Raw genomic sequence first — 569 nt, forward strand, 5'->3', positions numbered from 1 at the left:
CTTGAACCAGGCGAGTTCCGACATACCGCTGCTCATAGCTCTCCTCGCAGTCGCTCCAGCAGGTCCCGGGATTCCGTCGGGTTCAGGGCCTGCGAGCGCAGTGTGTCATAGCGTCGGCAGAGCAGAATCATCTCTTTCGCGTCGGAGATCAGCCGACCGTTCTGCTGCCCCTCGGAGCACCCGACCCGACGCCCCTCCAAGGTCTCCAAGATCCGAAGGGGGCCATCCAGGCAGCCGTGAAACTCCAACTCCACCGGCACCACCTGAAGCGTCACGTTGCGCGGCGCGGTCAGCTCAAGCACATGGTCCAGCATGTTCGACTGGACCTGCGCCCCGCCCAGCCCGCGTCGGAAAACCGACTCCTCCACGATGAAGCCGAACGGGACGGTCGGCCGTTCCCGCATCATCGCCTGCCGTTCCATTCGGGCGGCGACCTGTGCCTCCGTCTGCTCGTCGGTCAGCAACGGGATGCTGTTGTCGAACACCGCCCGCGCATACGCCTCCGACTGCAACAGCCCCGGAACCAACCGGCACTCATACGTGCACAGGCTCACCGCCTCCCGCTCCAG

The 569-nt window shown here is 65.2% G+C and carries 1 protein-coding gene; it reads right to left on the minus strand.

The window, feature by feature from the left end; all coding sequences use genetic code 11:
• Positions 1–32: 32 nt before the first annotated feature.
• A partial coding sequence (locus J0695_RS40250; protein ID WP_242553772.1) for a DUF5753 domain-containing protein occupies positions 33–569 on the minus strand: 537 nt, incomplete at its 5' end.

This window comes from Streptomyces beijiangensis (assembly GCF_017315755.1).
Classification (GTDB): domain Bacteria; phylum Actinomycetota; class Actinomycetes; order Streptomycetales; family Streptomycetaceae; genus Streptomyces; species Streptomyces beijiangensis.